Origin of the sequence: Vibrio palustris, assembly GCF_024346995.1 — a bacterium.
Lineage (GTDB): Bacteria > Pseudomonadota > Gammaproteobacteria > Enterobacterales > Vibrionaceae > Vibrio > Vibrio palustris.
Genome location: NZ_AP024887.1, coordinates 1,900,581 through 1,924,533, shown reverse-complemented (window position 1 = coordinate 1,924,533; position 23,953 = coordinate 1,900,581). Strand labels below are relative to the sequence as shown.

19 protein-coding genes are annotated in these 23,953 nt (G+C 42.5%); 7 read left to right on the top strand and 12 right to left on the bottom strand.

Annotated features, from left to right (window positions below; all coding sequences use genetic code 11):
* Positions 1 to 212: 212 nt before the first annotated feature.
* From codA to OCU30_RS08990, 4 genes are read right to left on the bottom strand one after another with little or no spacing between them, the layout of a single operon-like run.
* Positions 213 to 1,457 (bottom strand): cytosine deaminase, encoded by a 1,245-nt coding sequence (gene codA, locus OCU30_RS09005; RefSeq protein ID WP_077312023.1) that lies wholly within the window; start codon positions 1,455 to 1,457, stop codon positions 213 to 215.
* Positions 1,458 to 1,479: 22 nt separating this feature from the next.
* Positions 1,480 to 2,406 carry a 5-oxoprolinase subunit C family protein gene (locus OCU30_RS09000; RefSeq protein WP_077312025.1) on the bottom strand — a complete coding sequence of 309 codons (927 nt, stop codon included), beginning with the start codon at positions 2,404 to 2,406 and terminating at the stop codon, positions 1,480 to 1,482.
* Positions 2,400 to 3,167: a 5-oxoprolinase subunit PxpB gene (gene pxpB, locus OCU30_RS08995; protein ID WP_235861814.1), complete on the bottom strand. Its 768-nt coding sequence runs from the start codon at positions 3,165 to 3,167 to the stop codon at positions 2,400 to 2,402. Before pxpB ends, OCU30_RS09000 begins: the two co-directional genes overlap by 7 nt.
* Positions 3,164 to 3,910 (bottom strand): 5-oxoprolinase subunit PxpA, encoded by a 747-nt coding sequence (locus OCU30_RS08990; protein WP_077312027.1) that lies wholly within the window; start codon positions 3,908 to 3,910, stop codon positions 3,164 to 3,166. Before OCU30_RS08990 ends, pxpB begins: the two co-directional genes overlap by 4 nt.
* A 338-nt stretch (positions 3,911 to 4,248) precedes the next feature.
* On the opposite strand from OCU30_RS08990, the gene OCU30_RS08985 reads away from it, so the two are divergent.
* The 4 genes from OCU30_RS08985 (at position 4,249) to hisP (ending at position 7,424) form a co-directional block, all read left to right on the top strand.
* A complete protein-coding gene (locus OCU30_RS08985; protein ID WP_077312029.1) occupies positions 4,249 to 4,878 on the top strand; it encodes a DUF2628 domain-containing protein in 630 nt (209 codons plus the stop codon).
* A gap of 359 nt (positions 4,879 to 5,237) precedes the next feature.
* The gene (locus OCU30_RS08980; RefSeq protein WP_077312031.1) at positions 5,238 to 5,924 is read left to right on the top strand and encodes an ABC transporter permease; all 687 of its coding nucleotides are present in this window, start codon (positions 5,238 to 5,240) and stop codon (positions 5,922 to 5,924) included.
* Positions 5,921 to 6,640, top strand: coding sequence for an ABC transporter permease (locus tag OCU30_RS08975; protein WP_077312033.1), 720 nt, complete (start codon positions 5,921 to 5,923; stop codon positions 6,638 to 6,640). The genes OCU30_RS08980 and OCU30_RS08975 overlap by 4 nt, the downstream gene beginning before the upstream one ends.
* 10 nt (positions 6,641 to 6,650) lie before the next feature.
* The gene (gene hisP, locus OCU30_RS08970; RefSeq protein WP_077312035.1) at positions 6,651 to 7,424 is read left to right on the top strand and encodes a histidine ABC transporter ATP-binding protein HisP; all 774 of its coding nucleotides are present in this window, start codon (positions 6,651 to 6,653) and stop codon (positions 7,422 to 7,424) included.
* Positions 7,425 to 7,495: 71 nt separating this feature from the next.
* Here hisP and OCU30_RS08965 read toward each other — a convergent pair whose 3' ends face one another.
* On the bottom strand, positions 7,496 to 8,407 hold the full coding sequence (locus tag OCU30_RS08965; RefSeq protein ID WP_077312037.1) for a DMT family transporter: 912 nt from the start codon (positions 8,405 to 8,407) through the stop codon (positions 7,496 to 7,498).
* A 115-nt stretch (positions 8,408 to 8,522) separates the two neighbouring features.
* Entirely contained in the window at positions 8,523 to 10,073 is a 1,551-nt protein-coding gene (locus tag OCU30_RS08960; protein WP_077312039.1) for a carboxylesterase/lipase family protein, read from the bottom strand.
* A gap of 334 nt (positions 10,074 to 10,407) precedes the next feature.
* Here OCU30_RS08960 and OCU30_RS08955 point away from each other — a divergent pair, with 334 nt between their 5' ends.
* Positions 10,408 to 11,817, top strand: a complete 1,410-nt coding sequence (locus tag OCU30_RS08955) for an MIX and LysM peptidoglycan-binding domain-containing protein (RefSeq protein WP_077312041.1) — start codon at positions 10,408 to 10,410, stop codon at positions 11,815 to 11,817.
* Here OCU30_RS08955 and arfB read toward each other — a convergent pair.
* The 3 genes from arfB to hmpA form a co-directional block, all read right to left on the bottom strand.
* Positions 11,806 to 12,219 carry an alternative ribosome rescue aminoacyl-tRNA hydrolase ArfB gene (gene arfB / locus OCU30_RS08950; RefSeq protein WP_077312043.1) on the bottom strand — a complete coding sequence of 138 codons (414 nt, stop codon included), beginning with the start codon at positions 12,217 to 12,219 and terminating at the stop codon, positions 11,806 to 11,808. The two genes, OCU30_RS08955 and arfB, sit on opposite strands and share 12 nt — an antisense overlap.
* 147 nt (positions 12,220 to 12,366) lie before the next feature.
* Positions 12,367 to 13,635, bottom strand: a complete 1,269-nt coding sequence (locus tag OCU30_RS08945) for a hypothetical protein (RefSeq protein ID WP_077312045.1) — start codon at positions 13,633 to 13,635, stop codon at positions 12,367 to 12,369.
* A gap of 165 nt (positions 13,636 to 13,800) precedes the next feature.
* Complete coding sequence (gene hmpA, locus OCU30_RS08940) at positions 13,801 to 14,991, bottom strand: NO-inducible flavohemoprotein (RefSeq protein WP_077312047.1); 1,191 nt, start codon at positions 14,989 to 14,991, stop codon at positions 13,801 to 13,803.
* Between the two features lie 178 nt (positions 14,992 to 15,169).
* Between hmpA and norR the strand changes: the two genes are divergently transcribed.
* The gene (gene norR, locus OCU30_RS08935) at positions 15,170 to 16,708 is read left to right on the top strand and encodes a nitric oxide reductase transcriptional regulator NorR (RefSeq protein ID WP_205408767.1); all 1,539 of its coding nucleotides are present in this window, start codon (positions 15,170 to 15,172) and stop codon (positions 16,706 to 16,708) included.
* 71 nt (positions 16,709 to 16,779) lie between these two features.
* On the opposite strand, the gene OCU30_RS08930 is transcribed toward norR, so the two are convergent.
* The 3 genes from OCU30_RS08930 to OCU30_RS08920 all read right to left on the bottom strand — a co-directional run bounded on the left by OCU30_RS08930 (position 16,780) and on the right by OCU30_RS08920 (position 21,898).
* On the bottom strand, positions 16,780 to 17,595 hold the full coding sequence (locus OCU30_RS08930) for a 6-carboxytetrahydropterin synthase (protein ID WP_077312049.1): 816 nt from the start codon (positions 17,593 to 17,595) through the stop codon (positions 16,780 to 16,782).
* A gap of 316 nt (positions 17,596 to 17,911) precedes the next feature.
* Positions 17,912 to 19,561, bottom strand: coding sequence for a methyl-accepting chemotaxis protein (locus OCU30_RS08925; protein ID WP_205408768.1), 1,650 nt, complete (start codon positions 19,559 to 19,561; stop codon positions 17,912 to 17,914).
* A gap of 339 nt (positions 19,562 to 19,900) precedes the next feature.
* Entirely contained in the window at positions 19,901 to 21,898 is a 1,998-nt protein-coding gene (locus tag OCU30_RS08920; protein WP_077312051.1) for a methyl-accepting chemotaxis protein, read from the bottom strand.
* A 447-nt stretch (positions 21,899 to 22,345) separates the two neighbouring features.
* Here OCU30_RS08920 and OCU30_RS08915 point away from each other — a divergent pair, with 447 nt between their 5' ends.
* Positions 22,346 to 23,767, top strand: coding sequence for a NarK family nitrate/nitrite MFS transporter (locus OCU30_RS08915; protein WP_139343467.1), 1,422 nt, complete (start codon positions 22,346 to 22,348; stop codon positions 23,765 to 23,767).
* Positions 23,768 to 23,953 lie beyond the last annotated feature (186 nt).

Genomic DNA, 23,953 nt, shown 5'->3' with positions numbered 1-23,953 from the left:
CCAAAGAAAAACATGCTGGGTGCCACTTATTGTTTCCATATCCGCGGCTTTACCACCTTTCTACTTAAGCCATTATTTCATGACGTGATATCAATAAGGTTGCCTTGTTGGCGCTTCTCGCCGAGGATCGCTTCTATGTATGCTGTATTGAGCAGTAAATTGTGCGCGAGCAAGCATGCGCCGTAAAAAGGCGGAATAGTGTGCAATAGAGTTTAAATTTGCATCGAGTGTTTAAGTTGACTAGGCTGACGTTCTACAATCACATTGCCGTGTCTGACTGACCACAGTACATCCGATTGATTACGAATGACCTCGATATCATTACTGCCTTCTACAATGATGAAATTGGCAGGCTTGCCCTCGGAAATACCATAGTTATCTTGGATATTCAGTACTTTGGCACCATTATTGGTAATGAAGTCTAAACCGTAATTGAAGTCGTTATACCCCATCATATGACAAGCGTGGAGAGCGAAATCTAATTCACGAATTAACTTACCGTTACCTAAGCTATACCAAGGGTCTTGGATCGAATCTTGTGCGAGCGCAACGTTCATACCTGCTTCATTCAGTTCTTTGATACGAGTAATGCCTCGGCGTTTAGGTAAGGTATCAAAACGTCCTTGTAGATGAATGTTGGAGGTTGGACATGAAACAAAATTGATCTTAGACATTTTCAGTAAACGGAACAGCTTTGAACAATAGGCATTATTGTAAGAATGCATGGCCGTGGTATGGCTAGCAGTGACTTTATCTCCCATCCCAGATTCTAGTGCTGCGGTGGCGAGCACCTCCAGAAAGCGTGAAGCTTCATCGTCTATTTCATCACAATGCACATCCACTAGCTTACCGTGTTTCTTGGCGAAATCCATCACCCAACGCATTGACTCTACGCCATATTCACGGGTGAACTCAAAGTGGGGGATACCGCCAATGACATCCGCACCTAATTCGACTGCCTGTTCCATTAAACCAGTACCATTAGGATAAGAGAATATGCCTTCTTGTGGGAAGGCGACAACCTGTAAATCGATGTAAGCTGAGAATTCAGATTTGAGCGCCACAATGGCTTTGAGCGCAGTAAGATCGGGATCGGTGACATCAATGTGAGTACGAATATGTTGAATGCCATTGCTTACTAGCAGTTGCACCGCTTTACGTACTCTTGATTGTACATCTTCTGTGGTGAGCATCGGTTTGCGTTCGGACCAACATTCAATGCCTTCAAACAAGGTACCACTCTGGTTCCAGCGTGGCTCACCGACAGTCATTATTGCATCAAGATGAATGTGTGGCTCAACGAAGGGAGCGCACAATAAGTGCCCATTAGCGTCAATATCCGCCGCACTATCAACAGTTGTACTGTTTTGCTTTTCAATGGTTTTGATTAAGCCTTCTGCACAGTAGATGGTAAATAAGTCGTCCTGATGACGTAGTCGAGCATTGATAATTTTCATAGTTGTCCTTGCGTTGGTTAAGTTAGCCGACATAGTGTTGAAAAAAGCGTTGCTCTTGGCGTTGTTGTTCAATCGCGTTTTCTAAGCTGATTAAACGAAAAGTGATGTGAGTTCCGGGTTGGCTTTGTGCAAGTTGATTAACGCTTTGGGCACTTAGGCAACCAAGCTTTGGGTACCCACCGATAGTTTGTCTATCACGCATTAAAATGATCGGTTGACCGTCTGCCGGGATTTGGACGGCTCCCAGAGCCGTTCCTTCTGAAATGAGTCGCTGCTGATGACATACGATTGGTGTACCGGATAGTCTAAACCCCATACGGTCACAATGTGGTGTTAGTGTATATTCGCTATCAAAAAAACGCTGATGCTGTGCCTTAGTAAACCAATCAAACTGGTAGCTAGCAATTAAATCGAGAGTTACTTTAGGTGAATAAGCCGGAATAAATTGCGGAGGCGTTTGGCGGCGCATCATTAATGGTGTGTTAGGATAAGGAAGGCAATCGTTAGCTTTTAAAGCCTCACCTTTGGTTGTTAAACCGCCAAGTTCATCTCGCATAACCGTTGCACTGCTACCTAATATATTAGGCACGCAAAACCCGCCTTTTACCGCTAGATAGGCGCGCGTTCCTGAACTCGCGCCTCTTAACTCGAGAGTATCGTTAGCATACGCATGATAGCTTTGCCATGGCGCTATCTTTTTGCCATTGAGTGTACCTGCCATTTGTGCTCCAGTGAGCGCAAACGTCGTTTCATGCGTAAATTGTGCTCGGAACATTCCGATGGTGATCTCTACACATGGTGTGTTGATCGGGTTATCCAGCAGTCGGTTAGCCCATGAAAATGCATGTTCATCCATTGGGCCACCTGGGCTTACGCCAAGATGTTGGTAGCCTTTGCGGCCTAAATCTTGAATAACACTTAATGGGCCAGCCGAGAGAATGATTAACATGACACACCACCTTGGCGACTTAAATCAGCGTATTTACTATCGCTTATATCTAACGAGCCACCCATAGACAAAAAAGTCGCTCGCGAGATCGCTCGGAAGCGAACTTTGTCTCCTGGAGAGAATAGCGTCAAATTGTCACGATAAAAATCGACGAGTTCGAGTGGAGTGCGTCCGAGTACTTGCCAGCCACCAGGGGAGTCTTTGGGGTAAATAGCCGTTTGTTGATCAGCGATGGCGACGCTCCCCTTGGGAATACAAAAACTGGGGGTGTTTTTGCGTGACATGTTTAATTTCATATCGGTATTACCCAGATACGCAAATCCAAGCGTAAATCCTAATGCGTATACGCGATACTCTTGTTGCGAGTGTAAGTGAATAACTTCATCGAATGATAGGTGGGTATGCGCGCATATCGACGCTTTATCTAGCGCAACCTCGTCGCCGTAGTACACCGGGATTTCAATAACGTGACGCTGTTTTGGCATCGAGTGTGTGAAAGTATGAGCTGACGCCGATTGTGACATTTCAAGCTTTTGCAGTTGGGCTGTAAGCATCTGAACACAAGCAGTTACGTCAGTTTTTAAACTATCAAATCCAACTAAAACGGTGGTGTAAGCGGGAATGATATCGACGAGCCCTGTATCCAATACTTGACGAATAATAGGCAGAGAGGTGGCAATCGTGTCGGCAATTTGTGGCGTTATCTCGTTGCCGAAATCGATCAGCAACGAGGTTTCGCTTACTAGGTTGATGTTTATCACTCAGAGGTTCCCTTACTGTGTAACAGGCGCGCGAGTAATTGCGCGGTAGGGAGTGCTTGTGGGCCATCTCCATGGATACATAAGGTATCTGCGTAAACATCGACAGTATGACCGGTTAACGTCGTGACTTGGTTATGATGAATCAGCGACAGTGCCTGAGCTTGAATGGCGTCGATGTCGTTATAGGTTGAGCCGGGTTCCTTACGAGGGACAAGTCGACCATCGTCGGCGTAGGCTCTATCGACAAATGCCTCAAACCATAATTTGATGCCATATTGGTGAGCTTGTTGCTGGTATTGATCATGATTAGGAACCGCCATACAGACCAAGGGGAGTGATGGGGCAGCTTGCTGCATAGCTTTTAGTAAGGTGATAAAAACCGTATCATCTTTCATCATTGTGTTATAGAGCGCGCCATGCGGCTTTACGTAGCATAAGGGAACACCTTCACTCTGGCACATAAGATGTAAAGCCCCAATTTGATAGATAAATAAAGCGTGGAGTTCATCTGGTGATAGTGAAATATTTCGGCGCCCGAACCCTTGGAGGTCGTGATAGCCAGGATGAGCACCAATGGTTACGCCATTTTGCTTTGCTAAGCGAATGGTATTAAGCATCACTTGTGGATCAGAGGCGTGCATGCCACAAGCAATATTGGCCATATCGAGGTAGGGCATCAATGATTCGTCTTGCCCCATTATCCAAGGGCCAAAACTCTCGCCCATATCGCAATTAATCTTCATCATAACATCCTTGTTATTTCGCTATTTATCGACAAGTTATCGTAACACTGACTATAACGCGAAGAGAAATATTATACGGTTGTCGTTTGAGTCAACGTTGAGAAGATAGATCATGTTGGTTATCTACGAAGAGAACGGTACTCGTCTTTCTAGAATATGTTTCCAGCGCCGCTCTCCATACGAATTCCCCTTCATACTTCGCTCGGCCTAAAGTGTGACACGCTACCCAAAAGTTATTTTTTGTTCAATTAATCATTAACGGTTTCTGAGCTCTGTGTGACAATCATTTAACACAATCTGTGCACAAAAATAACACTAAAACGGGTTAGGGATTGTTCATGACAACTCCAAGTATAAATGGGGAGAACCTCAAAACGACAGTATGGGAACGCCGTTTTGAGCTGTTCGACCGACTAGAAGCCGACAAGAAAGGTCGGCAAGATGTTTTACAATCGGCAACTTATAAAGCGTTACTACGACGTGAGCGCTGGTTATTGAATTTTAATATATTCGCGCTATTTGGCGGTTTTTTCTTTTATTTAAGCAAAGGCATGTATACCAAAGCAGGTGTCATGGCTACGATGACGTTGTTATGGGGCGCCTTTCTCTCATGGATTGAATATACGCTAGGGGTTAAATTGCCAGTCTTATGCTACTGGTTACCTCCTGGTGTTGTGATGTCCCAGTGGGCGAATTACGATTATTATCGTAAAATGAAAAACGGAGAATATTTGTGGTTGGGGTGGCCTGCATTTGCTTATCGACGGGTTACGATACCCAGCTTATTACTCGTTGCGGCCTTACTATTGATGGGAATAAAGGCGTTCAGTCATTTTTATCAGCATGCGACGGCACAAGCGATGGTCTCAGAAGATCCAATCGCCATTGAGTGTGGATTTAACAAAGTGTATGTCACGACACAAGAGCTCGATTTGTTCGGCAAAGAAGCGTTATGTAGCAACTTTTAGAGCGATAATGTACCTCTAACGTGGTGGTCAATGAGAGTGTCTGCTTAAAATGCCACCAAGTGAATGATTATTTAAAAAAGCCGCAGCTTATAACGCTGCGGCTTTTTTATAAGAAAATGGTCGCTAAGTTACAGAGACGGCAGATAATTTTTTATTAGGTTGCATTTATATGCAGAGCTAAACTGAATGATTGAGTTGAGTGAAAGGTTAAATTGCCTTAATCATTGAAAAATACTGTGATAAACTCATCATAATGCTTTATTGTTTTGCAAGTATTTGCATTTTTAGTCATTTCTTTTGTGTCGTGTCAGAGTACTAATGTATACGTCACAGACTACTATTCTTCAGGAGCTTTCCGGATGTTTTACGGATATGGAGGCATAATTTGGCAAGGTACATTGGTAACTATTCAACTATCGCTACTATCGATGTTGGTTGCTTTTGTGCTCGGGCTTATTGCCGCAATTGCTAAATTATTTGGATCTAAAATACTGGTGTGGTTTGCGGATATTTATACCACGATCATTCGTGGTATTCCGGATCTTGTGCTTATGTTGGTGATTTTTTTCGGTCTACAGATTGGTTTAAATCATGTGACTGAATATTTTGGTATGGCGCAAATTAACATTGATCCGTTTTCGGCTGGGGTTATCACCATTGGCTTTATTTATGGTGCTTATTTTACTGAAACGTTCCGCGGTGCATTTTTGACAGTTTCAAAGGGGCAAATAGAAGCGGGGACGGCTTATGGTTTTACACCGAGACAAGTTTTTCAAAAGATCATTTTCCCACAAATGATGCGTTTTGCCCTACCTGGTTTATCGAATAATTGGTTGATCACCATGAAAGCCACAGCATTAGTATCGATTATTGGTCTGCAAGATGTGGTTAAAGTCAGCCAAGATGCTGGTAAAGGCACTTATCAGTTCTTCTACTTTACGGTCATCGCTGGTGCGATTTATTTAGCGTTTACGACGCTCTCGAATATCGTGTTTTGGTGGTTAGGAAGAGTCTATTCAACCGGTAAGAAAAAGGCTGAGTTATGATTGAGATTTTACAACAATACGGCCTGAGCTTTTTATGGACGGATGGTTATAAATTTACTGGGGTTGCGGTGACTTTGTGGCTATTGGTGATCTCTGTCTCGATCGGTTTTTGTCTTTCCGTTCCTTTGTCTGTCGCTCGTGTATCGAAATACAAAGTGTTGTCGTGGCCTGTATGGCTATTTTCTTATGTATTTCGTGGTACGCCATTATATGTACAGTTACTGATTTGCTACTCCGGTATGTATACACTGGGTTTTGTACGTGAATCTGAATTTTTGAGTTGGTTTTTCCGCAGTGGTTATAACTGTGCATTATTGGCTTTAGTGCTTAACACGTGTGCTTACACGATTGAAATTTTTGCAGGTTCGATTCGTGAAACCGATGCTGGTGAAGTGGAAGCGGCGCGAGCTTATGGTTTTTCGACGTGGGCACTGTATACCAAAATTATTTTACCTGCGGCACTTCGCCGTGCTATTCCGGCTTACAGTAATGAAGTGATTATGATGTTGCACTCTACATCATTAGCGTTCGCGGCTACGGTGCCGGATATTTTAAAAATTGCCCGTGATGTGAACTCCGCAACGTATATGCCGTTTCATGCGTACGGTATTGCCGCGGTGATTTACTTAGTGATTTCTTTTGTATTAATTGGTTTATTCAAACGCGCAGAAAAACGGTGGCTGAAACACCTAGCGCCCGTGTCACAGACGCCATAGTGAGGATATAATGACAACTTCAAAACTCGCAGTTACTGATCTGCATAAAAAATATGGTAGCCATGAAGTCCTAAAAGGCGTGTCTTTAGAAGCGAACGCGGGCGATGTAATTAGTATTATTGGTTCATCAGGTTCGGGGAAAAGTACGTTCTTACGTTGTTTAAACTTTTTAGAAAAACCAAGTAGCGGTAATATCTATATCAATGGCAACGAGATTGATATGAAAAAAGACGCGAATGGTGAGTTAAACGTCATTAACAAAAAAGAGCTGCAAAAAATGCGCACTCAGCTCACCATGGTGTTTCAACACTTTAATTTGTGGGAACACATGACGGTATTAGAGAATGTGATCGCAGCGCCAATTAATGTCTTGAAAATGTCTAAACAAGAAGCGATGACACGTGGCAAAGCGTATTTACAAGAAGTCGGTATTGATGAGCGCGCCTATGATCAATATCCAGCGCAACTCTCAGGTGGACAGCAACAGCGCGTATCGATTGCGCGGGCACTGACAATGGAACCTGAAGTATTGTTGTTTGATGAGCCAACGTCTGCGCTCGATCCTGAATTAGTCGGTGAAGTGTTGAAGATCATGCAAAAGCTGGCGGAAGAAGGGAAAACAATGGTGGTGGTGACTCATGAGATGGGGTTTGCTCGCCATGTGTCTAATCATGTGGTGTTCTTGCATCAAGGGAAAATTGAAGAGCAAGGTGCCCCGCAAGATGTGCTAGAGAATCCGCAAAGTGAACGTTTACAGCAGTTTTTATCTGGCGCGTTAAAATAGCGTTGTCTGAGTAATAAAAAGGCCTGACATAGCACTATGTCAGGCCTTTTTTGTTGATACACAGCGTATCCCTATTTACGATTTTTCCGTTTGAATAGGTGCAAGCGTTGCCCAAAAACATTGATCAATGCTCCAGAGACAATGAGCGCCCCACCAATATACGTCCAGCCATCAGGGATTTCTTTAAACCACACAATCCCAATCAAAATTGAAAAAACAATTTGTATATAGGCAAATGCAGACGCCCGACCAGCATCTTGAGTTTGCATCGCTTTGGTAAAGCCAAATTGTCCGATTTGAGTACACACACCTACCATGATCAGCATGAGCGAAACATGCCATTCAGGCCAGATAAAATCGGGAGCCATAATGATGGCTGAGATAGGTAACGCGACCAACGGAAAATAAAATATAATTACAGAGCTATCTTCTGTTGTGCTTAATTTTTTTACAATGACATACGCAATAGAGCTACCAAAGGCACCTAACAGCGCGATCCCAACACTGAAAAAAGACACCGGCTCAGCACTTGAGGCTTGTATATCAGGCTGTAACATGGCGTAGAGGCCAAGAAGACAAAGAACAATACAGATTAGCGTAGGAGTATGGATGCGCTCTTTTAAAAAAATAACCGCAAGTACGGCGGTAAATACCGGATGCATGTATTGCAAAATAGTGGCTTGAGCAAGCGGAAGGTTGGAAATCGAGTAATACACACACATTAGTGCCATTGTACCTACTGCCCCGCGTGCCAATAGCAGGGGTTTATTGTTTCCCCAAATCGATATGCCCTTACGGCGCACATCGGCATAGCTAATGACCAGAGAGACGAGCGCACGTGCGGCGACGATTTCAAAAACGGGAATGCCATAGTTATGTACGCCTTTTACAAAAGCAGACATAAACGCAAAACCAAGTGCAGAAAAAAATATAAAACGCACCCCAATTGGGAAAAGGGGGGCATTGGGATTTACGGGGTCCATAAAGTTACGGTCTATTGTGCAAAAAACGCTACTTTAGCTGGGATGCCTGTTAATGTCTTGTCTTTTTAAGTAATGATTACGGCTGTTTTTGGTATTTACGCTCCACTCGGTATCATTACTGTATCGAGAGATTTTTTTGCTGAGCGAGCCAGTCTAAACGGACGAGTCCTCTTTCTTTTATTGCGCGTTCGCCGTCATGACTAATTTGCCAGAGCGTCTTTTCATAAGGTGTATATTGAGGCCAGTGAGCAAAGCCAATTGGATCTGGATTACCGTGCTTTGCAAAGTGTACCCAACGCTCCATGAGGTTATCGGCTAATTCTTTATCTTCCATGGTTGGTGTATAACTAAGTTGATCAAGGTTGCCGAAAACATAAGGAATTTCAGAGGTATGAATCGCTCCTACATGGTGGCGGTGATCGGCTGTGCTTTGATAGGTAAAGTAATAACGCCATGTCGGAATTCCCAGCATAGCTGTGGTCTGAGCAAATTGACGTGTAGGTAGCGTCGCGAATACATCCGTTGCCAGTTGCACCGCTTTCAAGTGTTCTTGCTGCGTGCCATAACCATCAGTTAATGAGAGCGCATAAGGCCACATCGATCCCAGCTTATCTTTCATTTGCTCGCTCCAAGCTGGTGGAAAAAACTGCGCTTCATCATTATTACTACCAATTAATAACGGTATATGGTGAATCTTACCGGTTTGCAGCGCATTGCGGGTCGAATGGGTGATTGAGCGACCATCGACGATAGGCATGGTGGATGTTTTGTTGATAGGTAGATGCAATAAAGTCTTCGCAGGGAGCTTACGTAAAGCCGCTGGGGACATGTTGTTTATGGTTGATGGGAGAGCTTGCTCGAACGCTTTGATTGCTTGGTGGCGAGATTTATCAAGTAGAGAAAGCGCGCCAGACTCTATGATTGCTTTATTAAATAATCCCTTACTCAGTGGAGACGTTAATAGATATCCCACGGATGCACCGCCCGCCGATTCTCCCCAGATCGTGACATTATCAGGGTTGCCCCCAAAAGCGGCAATATTGTTATGAATCCAGCGCAATGCTTGTATTTGATCCATTATCCCAAAATTCATGGGTTGGTTTGGCTGTGCTTGAGATAATTTACGTTGAGGGAATACGCCAAAAGCACCTAGCCGATAGTTCATTGAAACGACAATGACACCTTTCTGGGCGAGATTGGCACCATTATACAGAGGCATAGATGACGAGCCGAGGCGAAAGCCACCGCCATGAATCCAAACCATCACAGGTAAGGACTGCTCTTCGAAAACACGTTTTGGCTTCCAGATATTGAGTGTCAGGCAATCTTCGCTCATCGTTTGATGACGTAGAGCAGATTCTGGTCCTTGCTTTGGTGGCGTTTGCCAGCAAGCAGGGCCAAATGCTGTGGTATTTTTAACGCCTTTCCAAGGATGGGGAGGTTGAGTTGCACGCCAGCGTAAAGCACCGACAGGAGGCGTAGCGTAAGGTATTCCCTGCCAAGTATCAGTATGCTCGGTCGCTTTACCTCTTATATCTCCAGAGCGAGTATGGACGGTGAGTGAAGGACGGGTATGAGCATGACTCAAGGTGGAATAACTGATACATGCTCCAATAAGTAGTAATACAATATTGCTTTTCCATGCCTTGAACTGAATTAAATTCATTGATTACCTTTTATTATTTATGTGTTTAGCCTCTATTAAACAATAGGTGACCAGTGCTTGGTGAGTGATGAGTAAGCGCTAGACATCAATCTTATGGTATGCAGAGTGATAAACTGAACTGTATGGCTAATGGCAGTTAACTTTCGTCTCTTTCTTTACGATTGAGTAACGCGTTTAGCAACTAATAAAATAATTTTCATGCAAAGTGTGATGTTGCTCCATTTGAATACGACTCTGACAAACCTCTGACCCCGATAAGGAAGAATTATCACAAAACCTGTGTAGAATTCAGCCTGTAAAATAACAACTATCAATGGTTAGGCACGACACAATAATGATGTATCAACCGACTCGGCAAGCAGAGCAGGCTTACTCTGATAACAGCCAAGTTGAAGAGAACGAACATCAAGCAACGGCAAAAAATGCTGTGCCATCGCAAAGTCAGGGGCAACCCAATGCTTTACGTAATGATGCGTCTCTTTTACTGCGTAATGACACTCCTAAACCCGCGTTGCTTACCTCAACGGCGGACGCCTTTGCTTGGGAGAAACCCTCCACCAGTAATGATACCTCATCACTGCGTCGCGACGCGCGAGGAGATCACTCGACGCAAAATTGGTCTAAAACGGCTAAACACTCAATTCGACCTGACTTTACCGATGATGTTAAACCGCTTCGCTATGAATTTTGTTTCGAAGTTGCCTGTTCTGAACAAGCGCTTATCAACAATGTAGGTTGCTCATTTTCATTAGGAAAAACTATCCGTGAACCTGAGCTCGGCCATTGGCATAAAGCACAATCAAGCTTTGGCACAAAATTTACCATTCATACCGCTTACAACGAACCTAAACGCTTAATGATTCAAGTCGGTTCAACCCCGATGGGGCTGACGATTAATCATAGCGTTAAATTAGAAGACATTGGGTCAGACAGTATCCGAGATAGTTTTGTTCCCGTTATTCCCGCGGTACAGCATGGTGACTATTTAGGTTTACCAACGAAAGGATATTATTATCATATTTGTAATCGTCGCTTGATCCAAGAGTACAAAATTCTAGGTGATAATAAATGGAGTTTTTATGCGACACGTTCGACGCATGAAGCGCTAGATGAGCGTCGTGGATATAATCGTTATCAAAATGCCATCTTGTTATTTTGGAAGCTAAGAGGGCATTTAGTTCGACAACAACATTTGGTTTATTTAGAGCAGCAAATTACCCGAGAACAACTAGACAACTTAAGTGATGAATGGTTACAACAACACAGCGTCGCTATTGATATTCCTACGTTGTTGAAATCACACCAGTCAACTTATGAGCGCCCGAGGATGACGACCTCAGGTGAGGTGGCTAACGTAGGTCAATTAAGTTATTTCGTGCAAAACCAACTTGGAACGAATCAGCGTGAGAGTTGGCATGATATTGCGAAGAAACATGGTATGTCACCCAAAGCGTTACTTGATCTGAATCCAAAATATCAAGCTAACCCAGGTTCACTGAATGTTGGTGATGAAATATTAATTGCAGATGCAACCGCGAAAGCGATGGCAGGGTATGAGGCTTATTCCTTACCAAAGCTGCCGCCACAGCGCTACAATAGAGCGAAAAATGTACGTTATCGTTATCCTTCGTCATTGATTGAAGGGACGCATCTACGTGCGATTAATAATAGTAGCGTGATTGATAGCGAGCTGCCGATTGTCAATGTCCGGCAGTTGCACTCTAATCGTTATCTATACGCTTAATTTCCCACGGCGAGATTTTTTTTCACTCAGTTTTTTCTTGTTATCGACACGACGAACCTTTGAAGCACGCGTAGGCCGAGTCGGGCGTCGTGTTTTCTGTACGACCATAGCTGCCTGAATAAATTCCACTAAGCGTTGCTGAGCATCTTCACGGTTTTGTTCTTGCGTGCGAAAGGATTGTGCTTTGATGACAAGTACCCCTTCTTTCGAGAGACGCGAATCGCTCAATGCTAATAAACGCTGCTTGTATACATCAGGTAGGGTTGAGTGAGGTATATCAAAGCGTAAATGAATCGCGGTGGCAACTTTATTGACGTTCTGCCCACCGTTGCCAGCAGAGCGAATTGCTGTCATTTGTATTTCCCAATCTGCCAATGAGACGGTATTTGAAATCTTAAGCATAGTGAGCATTCTTTGAGAGTGAAGCGCGATTGTAAAGCTTAGCGTAGGAATGTCAAAGTTGGCCATAAAAGAGTCTATCGCTTGATTCGCGCTGTTCAATGACACTTGAACAGCGCGCGGATGCCGTAATTTGGTGGGAGGCTGGAGTTATGCGTCCAGCGCCATACTGGTACCGGACAGGTTCTTTAGATTGACGACGACTATGTCGTTTTCGAGTAAAGAGGGAGTATTGATAGATTTTACTTGCCCAGAGATTAGGTAGCGCTCATCAAGCGCATAATGGACATTCTTTGGATGATTGAATATCGCTGGTGGTATGGCAGGTTGTGCTAAACCATCGAGAGATTCATCACCATGTATAACAGGTTCGTTAAGCGTGTTGAGAAGCTTAAATGGTTCTATTTTGACGGCATTGTGTGTGAGCCAGTCTTCTGTCATCGTGACAAGCTGTTCACTGGTCAATGGGATGGCAGAATACAATACAGATTGACCGGTTACTTGTTGTCCATTACGTTGACATAATAATAATATTGCCGATTGATATTTATTCGCGCCTTGATCCGAGTCGAGATGTTGGGCTGTAGAGCGGGTAGCAAAAAAACTCCAATTACCTCGTCCAACGACTTTATATTCCTGAATAAGCTGGGTATGTAAAAAATGGTAATAGTAACCGAAAGTCGGTAGCCCTAAACGAGGCCCGAATTGAACCGCAGGGATGATAGGAATGAAAGATTCTTTTGCTGAGTGCTCTCCCATTTTATGCAGTTGTACAGGCTGGCTAGAAATGCCAAGTTGCATTGAGCCTATCGTTGCGATCAGTTTTCTGGGTTCATCACTATAAGCTGTAGCAGTGTAGTGTGTCCCTGCCGATGATGCGTTTTTTTCCCAGTGACTTATTGTCGCTTCACTGGATGTTCGGCTGAGAGAAAATGAACAGCACACATTCGTCACAAAGGAGTGATCGGAACAAGCAACATCAAAACAGTATTCGAAGTCTGCCTTTGGCGGACTTGCTGTGCGAGATAGCTGCACAGGTTCTGGTTCATAGTTGGCAACCGGATCATTGTTTGAGAGCAACGCGGCTGATTCTTTATTGGTTTGAGCTTTTTCTTCGGCTGCCTTTATACAATTTTGCAGCGCATTTTGTACGGCTTTATCCACGGCATGACGAGCTTTCTCGTTAATGCTCCATACTTGTTTATCCTCTGCGTTTTTCTTGAGATGCAATAGTGGCAAAACAGGGGCTTTGCACAGTAAAACATAATCCCCAGATTGTAATTGCTCACGGAGCACAGGCACATCGCCATTAATAGCAATAGACTTAAGCACGTCATCATTGAGCGCTTCAAACCCTGCTTCAATCATATCAAACTCATAGGTCATAAGTTCGCTAACAGGTACAACTCGATAGGTCACAGCATGTACTCTTTATTTCTGAACATTTTGCTAACTTAACAAAGAAAAGTGTGGGTAATACCAGAGTAATGTTGGCGCTGTGTAGTTTTAAAATAAGACAAGATTAAGCAAGGAGTTAATCGGGTGCATGAGCGCACCCGACTTACTGAGATGGTACGCTTGGCTTTATTCGACACCACCAGAACCGAAGGCTTCGGCGTGAATACGACTTTCATCTATGCCGAGTTGACGTAATTTTGGCAAATAATTTTGCATAAAGCCTTCTGGGCCACATACGTAAAAATCGGCATTGTGATAGTCGCTCGGCAGTACATCCTCAAGAGTCAATGGACCTTGTTGTACGTCGCTATCCGCTATTGTCTTGTTATCGTAGAAATAACTTACCGAGAATTGCGGGCTGGGTAAGTTATCGGTGAATGTTTTAAAGGCATGCACATTGCTAGAACGCGCACTGTGAATGAAATACACCTTTTGTGTGTCGTTAGCCGCATTGATGGCATCGGCAATAGCCATCATTGGCGTAATTCCTACCCCACCACTTAATAGGACAGTAGGATGTGTTGAATCACTGTCCCAAAAGAAATCACCGTAAGGCGTAGAAACATCAATGATCGAGCCCTCGGTATACTCTTCATGTAATAAGTTTGATACCACACCTTCTGGGTACTTATCCAAAGCTGGCTGTTTTTTGACGGAGATGCGTAAGTATTCATTATTTGATGCTATAGATAAGCTATATTGACGAGGTTGATATAGGTCGGTATCGGGAATAAATACCCGTACACTAATGTATTGTCCTGGATGATAGTGAGGTAACGTTCCTTGATCGCATGGGGTTAAATAAAAAGACGTGATTTCATCGCTTTCTTGTACTTTCTTAGCGATTTTAAAAGGGCGCCAACCGGTCCAGCCTTGATGGTCATTGATAGCAGTTTGGTAAAGCTGAGATTCAACTTGGATAAATAGATCAGCAAGCTGCTGATAGGCGATGGCCCAAGCGTCGATAAGCTCTTGACTTGCCGCCTCTCCCAATACTTCTTTAATTGATGCTAACAGGTGTTTACCGACAATGGCATATTGTTCTGGTCGAATTCCTAAGCTGGTGTGTTTATGTGCGATGCGTTCTACCACAGCATTTAATGCCGACGGATCATCAATATGCTCGGCATAGGCAAGAACAGCGTTCGCGAGGGCGCGTTGTTGTCGGCCTTTTTGTTGGTGTACTTGGTTAAAAATATTTTTTAGCTCTGGGTTATGCGTCAACATGCGTTGATAAAAGTGGCTCGTTAGGGCAACTCCACTTTCACGTAATACAGGCACCGTGTCTTTGACTAAGGCGATTTGTTGTTCATTCATATAAAGCATCCTGTTAGTGATTCGTTAATCAGGTTTTCAGTTTCATCATTTACCTTCTCTAAACAGTCAATCTTTATGCCAGTTTATAAGTTATTAATTTTATTTGATTTTATTGTTTGGTATGGTATTTTTCACCCTAATGAGTAGGGTAAAAAATACCATTAGGGTAAAAAACACCATGATAAAAATGTTTAGTGCGCAAATGCTTAGCCCAAAAACGTCGATAACTGAGCGTTTACAACAATTCGTCAGTGAGGTTCAAGAGGTTTTACAATGTAGTGCCGTGGGCTTACTCAAACTTGAAGGAGAGCAGCTAAAACCCATCGCACTAAAAGGGGTTGTTTCGACCACCATGGGACGGCGTTTTACGGTTCAAGATCACCCGCGTTTGGCACAAATCGTCGCGAGCCAAGAGTTAGTGCATTTTACTGAGCAATGTACCTTACCCGATCCTTATGATGGACTTCTTGATACTTGCCAAGGTCAGCCATTACCTGTTCATGATTGCATGGGGATCAGTTTGTGGATCAACCATAAACAGTGGGGAGTCTTAACCTTAGATTCTCTTGAACAAGATCACTTTACCGAGGAACAACATGCTTCTATTCCCGTTATTGCTCGTTATTGCGAAGCTATTTTGAGAGTCAGTGAACTTGAAAGTGAAGTGCGAGCTGTAAGACTTTATCAAGATAAATTAATACCGGAAAAATTGACTGCCCACCATGAACCAGAATTGATTGGTGAACATGACAGTATGCATACGTTATTGAAAGAGTTAGATATTGTCGCTGACTCTGAATTATCTGTTTTACTGACGGGGGAGACTGGTGTTGGCAAAGAACTGTTTGCCCATCGGTTACATCGTCACTCTCGACGAGCGAATCACGGGTTAGTTCAGGTTAATTGCGCCGCCATCCCAGATAATTTAGTGGAGAGTGAACTTTTTGGTCATAAGAAAGGGGCATTTTCTGGAGCGCTTGTTGATCGCGCTGGTCGTATAGAGTCTGCTCATGGTAGTACGTTATTTTTGGATGAAATCGGTGAGTTACCATTATTAGCACAAGCTAAGTTATTACGAGTATTACAAAATGGTGAGATTCAGCGTGTCGGATCGGATCAGCTCAAAAAAGTAGATGTTCGTATTGTCGCTGCGACCAATCGTGATCTGAAAGAGATGGTTAAAAATGGCGATTTCCGTGCGGATTTATATCATCGACTTTCGGTGTACCCTGTAGAGATTCCGCCATTGCGGGAGCGAGGGCACGATATTCTCTTGTTAGCCGGATACTTTATTGAGCTTAATCGTAGTCGTTTTGGGTTTCGTAGTTTACGCATCTCGCCAGAGGCTGAGACTCTGTTATTACATTACAATTGGCCTGGGAATATCCGTGAATTAGAGCATGTGATTAGTCGAGCAGCCCTACGAACGGTCAGTGAAGGTGCGGATAAAAATACCATCGTCACGGTGACGCCTTTACATCTTGATAACGAATTACAGGCATTATCAGTTTGTCATAATACGAGTGACGCCAATATTGAAATGTCACAACAGATCTTGCAAGTAATGCCACTCAAATTGGCAACGGACGCTTTTCAAGCTAATCATATTAGGCAGGCGCTCACCCACACTCAGAATAATTGGGCACAAGCAGCGAAATTGTTGGGAATAGATGCGAGTAATTTACATAAGTTAGCGAAACGTCTCGGGCTTAAGTAATGCGCTGTTTCATGAGTACATGGGGGATATTAAGAAAGTGAGTACATTTTTATGTACCCACTTAATGACGACTACGCGAGTGTGACTGCGCCTTTAGATAAGCCTTCGCTGACCTTGACGCGTACAGAATGTGCGTCAGGGTTGAGATCTTTAACTAATACAGCGATGTGCTTTGAAATGTTTTCAATTGAGGGTTCGCCTTGTACTATCTCGACCAACTGATTGGGTATCTGCACTTCAAAGTCACCTTGAGAGGCGCTATAACGTACTGTCGTACGTTCTTCACCAACGGCCACATCATTGGCGTTGAAAAAGTGTTTCCCATTCAGATTTGCTGCCATCCAATCGTGATGCTTCGGGCATGTTTGACCATTGATTTGAATCTCAAGGTCCGAACTGTGACCATGAATGATACGCTGACAATTGCCATCATGGAGCTTTAAACCGTGGTTATATTGGAAACTAGCCGTAGTGCTGCGCGTCAGTTCAATCTCGAATTCAAACTCAGGCATTGCTTGGCAGAATTTGGTGATTAGGTAGTGTTTAATGTCTGCAACATAGTCTTCAGAGACCATAGGAATAGCACAAAACATGACACTTGGACCTTGGGCATGAATAATACCACCAGAGACTGGAAATTCTCCGGCGCTGCGATCATTATCCACAGTTAGGTAGCGGCTATCACAGACTAAGCGGTGATCCACTTCTTCATCGCAAATGAATTTCAGTTTTGGTTTGATTTTACCAAAATCAGAGATCATCCCTGTCTCGTTTTCTTCTCCTGTCACCATGACACTCAGAGAAATGCTATCTCCCTTGATATCTGTACCGTCATATACCGAAAAATCGATAGCGGTCAAATCATCAATATACATCGCAGTTTTCACACGAATACCTCTTTTAAAAAATAGCTCGCAAGCTAAAACGGAAGCGATTGTGGATAAACTTACGGTGTTTTTCAAGTCAGTTCTATTAGCAAAGGTTTATCAGTAATATAAATTGATATGGTTACTAGAAGAAAACTTTAAAACTATCAATATGTTTAGTGCTTTTTTAGTAAAAAAGGTGCAAGTAACAAGACCAATAAATACTTGGGGGAGAAGCGACAACGAGTGAGGTAGATAGAGATGGTAGAAACGATATGGGCGACGATGACAACAGCAAGAAAAATCGCAATGAGTTTCCTCATTGCGATTCTATTTGTTATAGCTTGAATTGCTTTACTAACCCATCGAGACTGTTTGATAACTGTTGCAAACTTTGACTCGATTCCGTCAATTGATCGGCAATTTGTGTCGTCTCTGTTGATAATTGATTAATTTCAGTTATATGCGTATTCATTTGATTAACTACCATAGATTGCTCTTCGGTTGCTGTCGCGACCTGAATATTCATATCACTGATTTGGCTAACGTTCTCGGTAATGCTTTTTAGAATAACACTTGCTTTTTCAGCCTGTTCAACCACTTCTGCCCCTTGTTTTTGGCTGGCTTCTGTGGCGGTAAATGTTTTCTTAGAAGTGACTTGTAACTCACCAATCATCTCTTTAATTTGATTAGCAGATTGAGCTGAACGCGTCGCTAAATTACGGACTTCATCAGCGACGACTGCAAAGCCTCGACCTTGTTCACCAGCACGCGCAGCTTCAATTGCTGCGTTGAGTGCTAGCAAGTTTGTTTGCTCAGAAATGCCTTGAATCGTATCGAGAATACTACCAATAGATTCTGTTTTGGCCGCGAGTGAGTCAATCTCTGTTCCAACGTTATTTAGTCGTTCTGAAAGCGTTTCAATTTCATTACGTGCACTGTTTACTTGGTTAGCCCCTTCATGAGCATTGCTATCAGCTTGTTTGGCTGAGTCTGATGCGTGAGAGGCATTGTTAGCAATCTCACTGATCGAGACACCCATTTGATTAATGGCCGTGGCGATCATTGTCGCGCGTTCACTTTCATGCGCACAGTTTTTATGGGTAAGTTGGGCGCGTTGTGATATCTCAGAGGCTGTTTGAGCAAGCGCTCGCGAATTGTCCATCACGCTGGTAATGACCGTGTTAAAGCTCGATACAAAATAATTGAATGAATTAGCGATATCAACAAATTCATCACTACCAGATAGTTTAATCTTAGCTGTGAGATCCAAGTTTTTAGAAGCTTGGCTAATACTCGTTTGCAACACTTTGACACGTTGATTTAAGCGGCGAGTGATAAAGCCAACTAATAGTAAGGAAATGATGAGGGCTCCTCCTGTAAGCGCCCACATATACAGTCGTGAATCTTGGTATTGTTGCTCACTATTTTGGAAGCTTTGTTGTCCATTTGCTAATAACTGGTCGAGAATATCATCGGCTTGCTTGCGCATATCACCGTAAGCATCCCGATATTTATCCATATAAATTTTACGAGCTAAGGCAACATTATTATTGTCGAATGCTTGGATCATTGGCAAGAACACTTCTTGACGTGCTTGCTCAAAGCGCTTTTGCAGGTCTTTCATCATTTTTTGCGCTTTAGGATCGACCTGTGCATCGTAGGCATTCTGCATTGCTTGAGCAACGGCAGGTAAGTCTTCATTTCTCAAATCGTTTAAATGAGGAAGAATACCTTCTTCACGTTCCATTCCTTCTAGAGGATTCATAAACATGACATCAATCCCAACGCGCATGCGTGGTATTAATGATGCAACACTCGCCATTGAGCGCATGGGCTTATTAGTATTTTTTGTCAGTAGTCGAGTTTCATTTTGTAAGCCTTCCATACTGCGTATGCTCGACATACTGAGAATGATAAGGATGGCACAAGGTATTGCTACTAAAGTGAGCAATTGAGCTTTTAAGTTCATTTTATTGATAATCACATTCATCTCCATTCCCCTAAGCGTCTATCAGTTAGAGGCATGCATTATTGGTATCGTCATTCATTATAGTATCGATCATAGTATGGACATTACGCTATTATTTACGCACATTTTTTATATTTATAATGCTTTGAATTTAATGCATTTTCATATAATTTATATATTTATTAGGTGTTTTATTTAGTTTGCACAATATGATGTGATGTTAATCTCAGTATGCTGAGTCTAGAAATGTAAAAAACGATCGATTAATCGAATGATACGTACCGCATTCACTTTACCTAGCGTATAGCACGCCAAGTAAAGTGAAAAAGTCGGTAATATATAGAAAGGAAAGCGTTATAGTTTAAATTGTGCCACTAATTCATGCTGTTTGTGCGAAAGCTGCGTTTGTTCGTTGGCGGCAAGAGTGATTTGTTTTCCCGTTTCAGCGCTTACATCGGCAAGATCATTAATAGTACGGATGTTTATCGCAATTTCATTGGTTGCCGCAACTTGTTCATCCGCTGCTGTAGCGACCTGATGACACATCGCTGTGATCGAGTCGATCGCACGGTTGATGGCTTCGAGGTTTTCTTTTACTGAATTCGTTTGTTGTGATGATGTTTTAACATACTCAAATGATTCTTCGATAATTTCAGAAACATGGCTGGCTTCTGATTGAAAACGTACCACCATTTCTTCAATTTGTTGCGTCGATTTTTGCGTACGCTGCGCTAAACTACGCACTTCATCAGCGACGACGGCAAAGCCACGTCCTTGCTCGCCAGCGCGAGCTGCTTCGATTGCGGCGTTTAATGCCAGTAGGTTCGTTTGCTCAGCGATTCCTTTGATGACATCTACAATATTATTAATTTCTTGGCTGGAATCTCGTAACTGAATAACTTGGTTATTGGCTCCAGACATTTGATCATGCAGCGTATTCATACTCGTAGCATTACTTGCGACAATTTCCATCCCATGATGTGACAATTGGGATGCTTCATTAGCGGCGTCTGCGGTATTAGTGGTATTGGCCGCAATTTCATTAACTGTTGCCGTCATTTCTTCTGTGGCGGTAGCGGCTTGAGATGTTTCCTCGCTTTGCTTTTCTAAGCTATTAGTATTCTCGGATATCGAGATACTTGTCTGCTCTGCGGCCGCAGAAAGTTGCACGCTGCTATCTGAAATTTGATTGAGCATATTTCGGATGACCGTAAGCATTTCATTAAAGCTTTGTGCACTGCGGCCAAGTTCATCGCGAGAGTTGACATCAGCTTTTAATGTCAGATCTTTGGTTTGGGCTACGGTATTGATCGTTGTCGCTAAATTCATTGCTTGTTGGATGAGAAGACGCGCGACATAGATGGATAATACGGTGGTAATCACGATTAACACGATAGTCAATATAAGGCTTAAATAGATGGAATGTTTAGTTTGGTTATCAATCGATTGCACCGTGATTGTCGCTTTGTGTGCTAATCCATCTTCTAACGCTTTCATTTGATTGATTCTATCTGTTGCAGCGTTAAACCATTCTTGTCCTGAAACGCCGAAATTACCGGTCACAAATTTTTCATTCGCGATAGCTCGAATTGCTTTGACTCGTTTGCCTGCAGGGCTAGTTCGTAAGTCTTCAAGCTCTTGCAATTGGCTTTGGGAAGCAAATTGTTCAAACGAGGCGAGGTACGCGTTTTGATAAGACTCTAAGGTGACAAATTTCTGATAAGCCCCTGGTCGAAATGAGCCGAGTGAGAGCGCAATGTTAAGTAATGCTCGTTCTTTACCGGCGGCTTCTTTAGCTTGTAAGAAAGTATAGTAATTACGTAATTGACTTGTCAGATGACCATAAGTAGACAGATCGGCAATTGTTCCACTGAGTGCTAATAATGAGGCATTCAGATCGGTATAAAATTGCGCGGCTTCGGCCGCCGATAATGACAGTGAATCGACTTTTGTTCTTAGCTCAGGTAACTGTTTTAAGCCGCCTATAACCATTTGTATGTCTTGCGTTACTTTTGGGTAAACCGAGCGTAGTCGTTCAGTAAGTGACTGGGATAATTTCGTTTCTCTCACTACACTATCGGTATTCTTACGTTGCTGCTGCATATTGTCGACAAAATTGTTTCCGTTTGAACCGACAAAACCTGATGTTGTACCGCGCTCTTTTTGTAACTCATGTACGATGAGGTTACCTTTAATTGATAATTTAACAAGAGCTTGAATATCTTCGGCTAGTTGTTTGTCGTTAAAGTCCTGTTTTAATGTCATTCCGGAAAAAAATAATGCACCTAAAATTGGTGGTATGACTAGCAATAATAATTTTTTCTTAAAAGATAGATTTTTTATGATATTCATAATAACTCATTGTAAAAACGATACATTGTAAAATTATAAATCATACAAAAATTGGATTACTATTCTTTAATGAAATACTGTGTTAGTGATCTCATTTATTTTTATGTTTTTATTATTTATTAATGAGTTATTAACAATGTATTTAAATGTTTCTAAGGTATTTGTTTTTATAATTGTTAATTTATTAAGGTGTTTTTCTTTATCTGTTAACATGATTAGTTTATCTACTCCTTAATAGTAAGGAGTTATATAAATATCTTTATTTTTATGTTTTTTATTTTTAATCATTTAAAATCAATCACTAATGTTATTTTTAATCTACTACCTAAGGAGTAGTTAATTGGCGAAAAGGTACAGCCTTTAATGTAATATTGATATATATCAATAAGTGACTTAGATAGAGTCGGTAAAAGTTTCTTCATATTAATTAATAGGAAGGACTAGGCTATGTCTCGTATCAATAATGATGCTGTTAACTCCTCTCAGAAAACATTAACACATTGGTTACCTGATGACGCACAATTTTGGCAATCGCAAGGTGAGGCGATTGCGAAACGAAACTTATGGATATCCATTCCGTGTTTATTACTGTCTTTTTGTGTTTGGATGTTATTTTCAGCGGTTGCGGTTAACTTAAATCAGGTTGGTTTTAATTTTACTACGGACCAATTATTTTTATTAACCGCATTACCAGCAGTGACTGGCGCAATTGGACGAATCCCTTATTCATTTATTATACCGGTCGTTGGTGGCCGCAGATGGACAGTCTTTAGTACGCTTATTTTAATCGTTCCATGTCTGTGGCTCGCATATGCGATTGAACATCCTCAGACGTCCTTTGAGCAGTTTGTATTAATCGCTTTATTATGCGGTATTGCCGGTGCCAATTTTGCGTCGAGTATGTCGAATATAAGCTTTTTTTACCCAAAAGCGCAGCAGGGCAAGGCTTTGGGGCTTAACGGTGGGCTCGGTAATCTTGGGGTCAGCGTTATGCAACTTTTGGTTCCGCTCGTGGTGTCAATAGGTATATTTGGTGGGGTGACATCTGGCGTCCTACAGCCTTCGGGCAAAGTCTTATATTTAGCCAATGCGGCATTAATTTGGGTCCCGTTCCTTGTGCTACTGTCGTTGTGTGCATGGTTTGGTATGAATGATCTTAAATCCGCACAAGCCTCTATTCGTCAACAACTTCCCGTACTTAAAGAGCCGCATTTGTGGGGCTTAAGTCTTCTCTACTTGGCGACATTTGGATCTTTTATTGGCTTTTCTGCTGGTTTTTCGATGTTGTCAAAAACACAGTTTCCTGAGCATGACATTTTAACATATATGTTTTTGGGACCTTTATTGGGCGCACTTGCGCGGCCGCTAGGAGGAACGCTGTCCGATCATTTAGGCGGGATTCGAGTGACATTGGTTAACTTTATTGCGATGGCAATACTCACCGCCGCCGTGTTTATGACCTTACCGTCGGCAACCAATCCAGGTTCATTTTATTTTTTCTTTTCCATTTTTATGGGCTTATTTGTGACTTCTGGTTTAGGTAGTGGTTCAACATTTCAGATGATTGCGGTTATTTTTCGTCAAATCTCTAGTGATAAAGCGCGTGTGGCGGGCCTATCATCTGATGCCGCGTTACGTAAAGCGACCACAGATTCTGCCGCCGCATTAGGGTTTATCTCTGCTATAGGTGCGATTGGTGGATTCTTTATTCCGCGCGCGTTCGGATTATCACTATCCATTACGGGCTCTCCGCTCACCGCGATGAAAATCTTTCTGGGTTTTTATATCAGTTGTGTCTTTATCACTTGGTTTGTCTATGGCAGACGCTTAGATCGTTTAGCAACGAAAAAATCAAGTGTTACCTCTTAAGTACTCCCTAATAGTGATGCACTCAATCTACCCCAAACTATGATGCGTAATTATTTATTAACTACATAAAAAACAATTGGTTATTTTTTTCTTTGTTACTACTTCTTAAGGAGTAGTGAGTGTTCCGAAGATAATGTTAACCGGAGCGCATTTGACGTGCATCAATAAGCCATAAGGGTCGTTGCT

Coding starts and splice junctions, on each gene's coding strand:
- codA (WP_077312023.1), bottom strand. CDS start 1,457: ATGAAAATTATCAATGCTCGACTACGTCATCAGGACGACTTATTTACC.
- OCU30_RS09000 (WP_077312025.1), bottom strand. CDS start 2,406: ATGTTAATCATTCTCTCGGCTGGCCCATTAAGTGTTATTCAAGATTTA.
- OCU30_RS08990 (WP_077312027.1), bottom strand. CDS start 3,910: ATGAAGATTAATTGCGATATGGGCGAGAGTTTTGGCCCTTGGATAATG.
- OCU30_RS08985 (WP_077312029.1), top strand. CDS start 4,249: ATGACAACTCCAAGTATAAATGGGGAGAACCTCAAAACGACAGTATGG.
- OCU30_RS08980 (WP_077312031.1), top strand. CDS start 5,238: ATGTTTTACGGATATGGAGGCATAATTTGGCAAGGTACATTGGTAACT.
- OCU30_RS08975 (WP_077312033.1), top strand. CDS start 5,921: ATGATTGAGATTTTACAACAATACGGCCTGAGCTTTTTATGGACGGAT.
- hisP (WP_077312035.1), top strand. CDS start 6,651: ATGACAACTTCAAAACTCGCAGTTACTGATCTGCATAAAAAATATGGT.
- OCU30_RS08965 (WP_077312037.1), bottom strand. CDS start 8,407: ATGGACCCCGTAAATCCCAATGCCCCCCTTTTCCCAATTGGGGTGCGT.
- OCU30_RS08960 (WP_077312039.1), bottom strand. CDS start 10,073: ATGAATTTAATTCAGTTCAAGGCATGGAAAAGCAATATTGTATTACTA.
- OCU30_RS08955 (WP_077312041.1), top strand. CDS start 10,408: ATGATGTATCAACCGACTCGGCAAGCAGAGCAGGCTTACTCTGATAAC.
- arfB (WP_077312043.1), bottom strand. CDS start 12,219: ATGCTTAAGATTTCAAATACCGTCTCATTGGCAGATTGGGAAATACAA.
- hmpA (WP_077312047.1), bottom strand. CDS start 14,991: ATGAATGAACAACAAATCGCCTTAGTCAAAGACACGGTGCCTGTATTA.
- norR (WP_205408767.1), top strand. CDS start 15,170: ATGATAAAAATGTTTAGTGCGCAAATGCTTAGCCCAAAAACGTCGATA.
- OCU30_RS08920 (WP_077312051.1), bottom strand. CDS start 21,898: ATGAATATCATAAAAAATCTATCTTTTAAGAAAAAATTATTATTGCTA.
- OCU30_RS08915 (WP_139343467.1), top strand. CDS start 22,346: ATGTCTCGTATCAATAATGATGCTGTTAACTCCTCTCAGAAAACATTA.